This window comes from Pseudarthrobacter sp. (assembly GCF_036675385.1).
Taxonomy (GTDB): Bacteria; Actinomycetota; Actinomycetes; order Actinomycetales; family Micrococcaceae; genus Arthrobacter.
Genome location: NZ_JAKFFD010000079.1, coordinates 1 through 3,322 on the forward strand (window position 1 = coordinate 1; position 3,322 = coordinate 3,322).

Annotated in this window: 6 protein-coding genes; 3 read left to right on the forward strand and 3 right to left on the reverse strand. The window is 66.5% G+C overall.

The annotated features are described in order from the left end of the window. Window positions 1-320 (forward strand): aldolase/citrate lyase family protein (locus V6M49_RS06575; protein WP_332760611.1); only part of this gene is annotated, 320 nt, incomplete at its 5' end. A 22-nt stretch (window positions 321-342) separates the two neighbouring features. On the opposite strand, the gene V6M49_RS06580 is transcribed toward V6M49_RS06575, so the two are convergent. After that, complete coding sequence (locus V6M49_RS06580; RefSeq protein WP_332760612.1) at window positions 343-978, reverse strand: dihydrofolate reductase family protein; 636 nt, start codon at window positions 976-978, stop codon at window positions 343-345. On the opposite strand from V6M49_RS06580, the gene V6M49_RS06585 reads away from it, so the two are divergent. Then, complete coding sequence (locus V6M49_RS06585) at window positions 966-1,571, forward strand: nuclear transport factor 2 family protein (protein ID WP_332760615.1); 606 nt, start codon at window positions 966-968, stop codon at window positions 1,569-1,571. The two genes, V6M49_RS06580 and V6M49_RS06585, sit on opposite strands and share 13 nt — an antisense overlap. 25 nt (window positions 1,572-1,596) lie before the next feature. Here V6M49_RS06585 and V6M49_RS06590 read toward each other — a convergent pair whose 3' ends face one another. Next, window positions 1,597-1,920 (reverse strand): hypothetical protein, encoded by a 324-nt coding sequence (locus tag V6M49_RS06590; RefSeq protein ID WP_141140495.1) that lies wholly within the window; start codon window positions 1,918-1,920, stop codon window positions 1,597-1,599. 177 nt (window positions 1,921-2,097) lie between these two features. On the opposite strand from V6M49_RS06590, the gene V6M49_RS06595 reads away from it, so the two are divergent. Next, a complete protein-coding gene (locus V6M49_RS06595) occupies window positions 2,098-2,499 on the forward strand; it encodes a RidA family protein (protein ID WP_332760613.1) in 402 nt (133 codons plus the stop codon). Here V6M49_RS06595 and V6M49_RS06600 read toward each other — a convergent pair. After that, window positions 2,489-3,139 carry a TetR/AcrR family transcriptional regulator gene (locus V6M49_RS06600; RefSeq protein WP_332760614.1) on the reverse strand — a complete coding sequence of 217 codons (651 nt, stop codon included), beginning with the start codon at window positions 3,137-3,139 and terminating at the stop codon, window positions 2,489-2,491. The genes V6M49_RS06595 and V6M49_RS06600 overlap by 11 nt on opposite strands. Window positions 3,140-3,322: the final 183 nt, after the last annotated feature.

A 3,322-nucleotide genomic window follows, 5' to 3' on the forward strand; every position in this document is an offset into this window, starting at 1 on the left:
TCGAGGAGATCCTGGCCGTAGACGGCGTGGACGCCATCTTCCTCGGACCCTCCGACCTCGCCGCTTCCATGGGCGTGCTGGGACAGCAGGAACACCCCAAGGTGCGCGCCGCCGTCGAACACTGCCTTACCGCCGCAAAAGCGGCCGGGAAACCAGCGGGCGTCAACGCCTTCAACCCGGCCACAGCCCGCAGCTACCTGGCCGCCGGCGCCGCCTTTGTCCTCGTAGGCGCCGACGTCGCCATCCTCGCCCGCGGCTCCGAGTCGCTCGCCGCCGCGTTCACTAAGCCCTGCGACGGCGAAACCCCCGCCAGCTACTGACGCGGGAACTCCACGGATTGGCTCAGGTGGGACCGCGACCCAGCGGACCGCTGAGGACGGTGGGGATGTACTCGAGCAGCTGGAGCCGGCCGTCGAAAGTCCTGCTGTTCACCATCTCGAGCGAGATGTCCGGATAGCCGTCGTAGATCCGTTCCCTGCCGGTGCTGCCCGTGATCACCGGGAAGATGACCAACCGGAACCTGTCCACGAGGCCGGCGGTCAGCAGCGACCGGCAGAGACTGATGCTGCCCAGGGTGCTCAGGGTTCCGGTCCTGGTCCGTTTCAGCTCCGCCACGGCCTGGACCGCGTCCCCGGTGACCAGCTCCGCGTTCGGCCATGTCAGGGGCTCCTGCAGGGTGGAGGAGAAGACGACCTTGGGCACGGCGGCAAGGCCGGTCAGGCTGGCCCCCTCCTCCTCGGAGAAGCTGGAGGCGTCGGCCGCGGCTTCCTCCGACATGCTGGACATCAGCCGGTAGGTGTTCGCCCCAAGGAGGAACGTGTAGTCCTTCTCCCCCTCCTGCCCGAGCCAAGCCAGGTATTCCGGCCCCTCCAGACCCCACCAGCCTGGCCACCCCTCCGCCGAGGCATACCCGTCCAGCGAGATGATCAGGTCGACCATCAGGTCCGCTGATGACGCCTCTGCAGATGTCTCGCCCATGGCAGTTTCCTCGCTTGATCGACGTCGGCACCGCGTTGTCCAGGTGTGGCATCGGCGCCCGTGCCGGCAATGCTAGCCCTGCCGCGCTCAGACGTTCAAGGGGGCCGCGTTGGCTCAACGGTTCGGGACCAGCTTGGGCGCAGCATGTCGCGTCCCCAAGCGACCGACGTCGCGTTCCCCACCCACCGCCAACACCCCGTTCCATCAACGCGCGGGACCTGACGGGGCTTGCCCGGCTCATGGCCAACGACCATTCCTTTATCGACACCGGCGGCAACGCCTTCATCGGCAAGACGGTCTGCATCGAAGCCTGGCGCAGCTTCTTCGACTCCTTTCCCGGCTACAGGAACATCTTCGAAGCCGTCTTGGCGCGAGAGGACAGGGTCACCATCGTCGGCCGCACGGTGTGTCCAGGATTCTCCGCTCTCGAGGGACCTGCGCTGTGGACGGCTGTCGCCGCGCACAAGGGACTAACCGAATGGCGGGTCTACGAGGATAAGCCGGAAGAAAGACGTCGCCTTGGCATCGACGATGAGTGGTTCGTCCAGGCTCACCCGCCGTTCAATGGCGAAGCTCCGGTCAATAGCAACTGACCGGAGCTTCGACACGTTTAGGCAGCTATGGCGTCACGTAGCTGCCGAAGAGCATACGTGCGCTGAACCCGTCCATTCCTTCGTAGTCCGCGATGATGTGCCGTGCTCCGGCGGCCCGCAGCCGGTGTTGCGTGCCCCAGTTGGTGCGGGTGAGACCGAACACGTCCCGGAGGCGCAGTCCTTCCTGGCGGAGCAGCAGCATCCGCAGGAGCAGGCACCCCGCGTCGGTGAGCATGCCGTGGACGGTCCACCAGCCCCGGGAGGATACCCAGGGAGTCACATCGCCCGTGGCCCACAGGATGCCGGCCGTTGTTATCTGCGCCAGGCGTAATGGATCGGTGTTCTTCACGGCGCGACGTTCGCGTTTCCCGCGCGACTGATTGAGTCTTATCCGCCAAAGCATCCCCGTGTGCAAACTGCGCATGAACGGTGCCGCAATGCTTGAAGGCAGTACGCAGCCGTCCCGATGAAGCATCGCTATGTTTCGAGGGTCGCCTCGGCCTGGGGTCGGTGAGAACATACAGGCATGGCATCCATACAGCGCATCCGCCCCCAGGGGCTCGTCTCGAGCCCCGCCTTCAGCCACGTCGCCATCGTGCCGCCCGGCGCGACCACCATCTACGTCGGTGGCCAGAACGCCGTCGACGCCGACGGCGCACTCGTCGGGGAGGACGACGTGGCCGTCCAGTCTGCCCGCGCCCTTGAGAACGCGCGGACCGCGCTCGCCGCCGCCGGCGCTACCCTCGGCGACGTTGTGCAATGGACAGTGCTCTTCGTCGATGGGGTGGACCTCGCGGCGGCGTACGGGGCGATCGCTTCGGAACTCGCGTCCGACGAACCGGCCCTGGTGACCGGAGCGCGTGTCGCGGCGCTGGGCGTGCCCGGGGCACTGGTCGAGATCAGCGCGGTCGCCGCCGTTATGCGGTGACGGAGATCCCGGCGAGGAGTTGGCCAAGTATCAGCTCATAGTGCTCCATGCTGCCGTAGTGGCTCATCGGCCCAGCCAGTGAGGCGGTGAGCGGGAAGGCCTGCGCCACGCCCTGGTCCACGAGGTCCTCAGCCAGCGTCTCCCCCGCGCCGCCGGACCTCGCCACCACGAACGACGCCCAGCCATAGTTTAGGCCGATAATGCCGCTGAACGTTGCCACGGCCGCGTCACCGCTGATCCCGCCGCGCTCCAGGATCCGCAGCGCCCACTCACCGATCGGCAGGGCGTTGGGTCCGGGCACGGGATGGGCGAACAGCGCTGTGACCGCCCATTGGTGTTGGTTGAGCATGTCGCGGTGGTTCCGGGCGAAAACGCCCAGGTCCCGGATCCAGCTGGCACTTTCCGACGGCGGCTCCATGCGTCCCAGCACCCGGTTCAACAGTGCGTCGACCAGCTCGTCCTTGGTGCTGAAGTAGCGGTACAGCGCCATCGGCGAAGACTCCAGTTCGGTGGCCACGGCCCGGATGGTCAACGTCTCGATCCCCTCTACGGCCACGCGCTCGGCCACGTCCAGGATTTCCTCGACGGTGAGGGAGTTGCGGGGGCGCCGGCTGCGGGGGGCGGACACTGCTCCAGGCATGGACTCAACTCTCTCTCGTGGGCTCTTGTGTACATTGTACGTTAAGCGTAACGTACAACGTACACAAGCCGTTTCCCCTAGGAGATTCCCATGTCATTCCTTCGCTGGACACCTTCCTTCCTTGGCTTCCCGCTGGGCGGCTGGCTGGCCTTCCAGCTGGTCGGCCCGGCCAATAGCCCGCTG

Bases quoted from the DNA above. Each gene is read 5' to 3' on its own strand.
- V6M49_RS06585 (WP_332760615.1), top strand. From the start codon at position 966: ATGTCTCGCCCATGGCAGTTTCCTCGCTTGATCGACGTCGGCACCGCG.
- V6M49_RS06580 (WP_332760612.1), bottom strand. From the start codon at position 978: ATGGGCGAGACATCTGCAGAGGCGTCATCAGCGGACCTGATGGTCGAC.
- V6M49_RS06595 (WP_332760613.1), top strand. From the start codon at position 2,098: ATGGCATCCATACAGCGCATCCGCCCCCAGGGGCTCGTCTCGAGCCCC.
- V6M49_RS06600 (WP_332760614.1), bottom strand. From the start codon at position 3,139: ATGCCTGGAGCAGTGTCCGCCCCCCGCAGCCGGCGCCCCCGCAACTCC.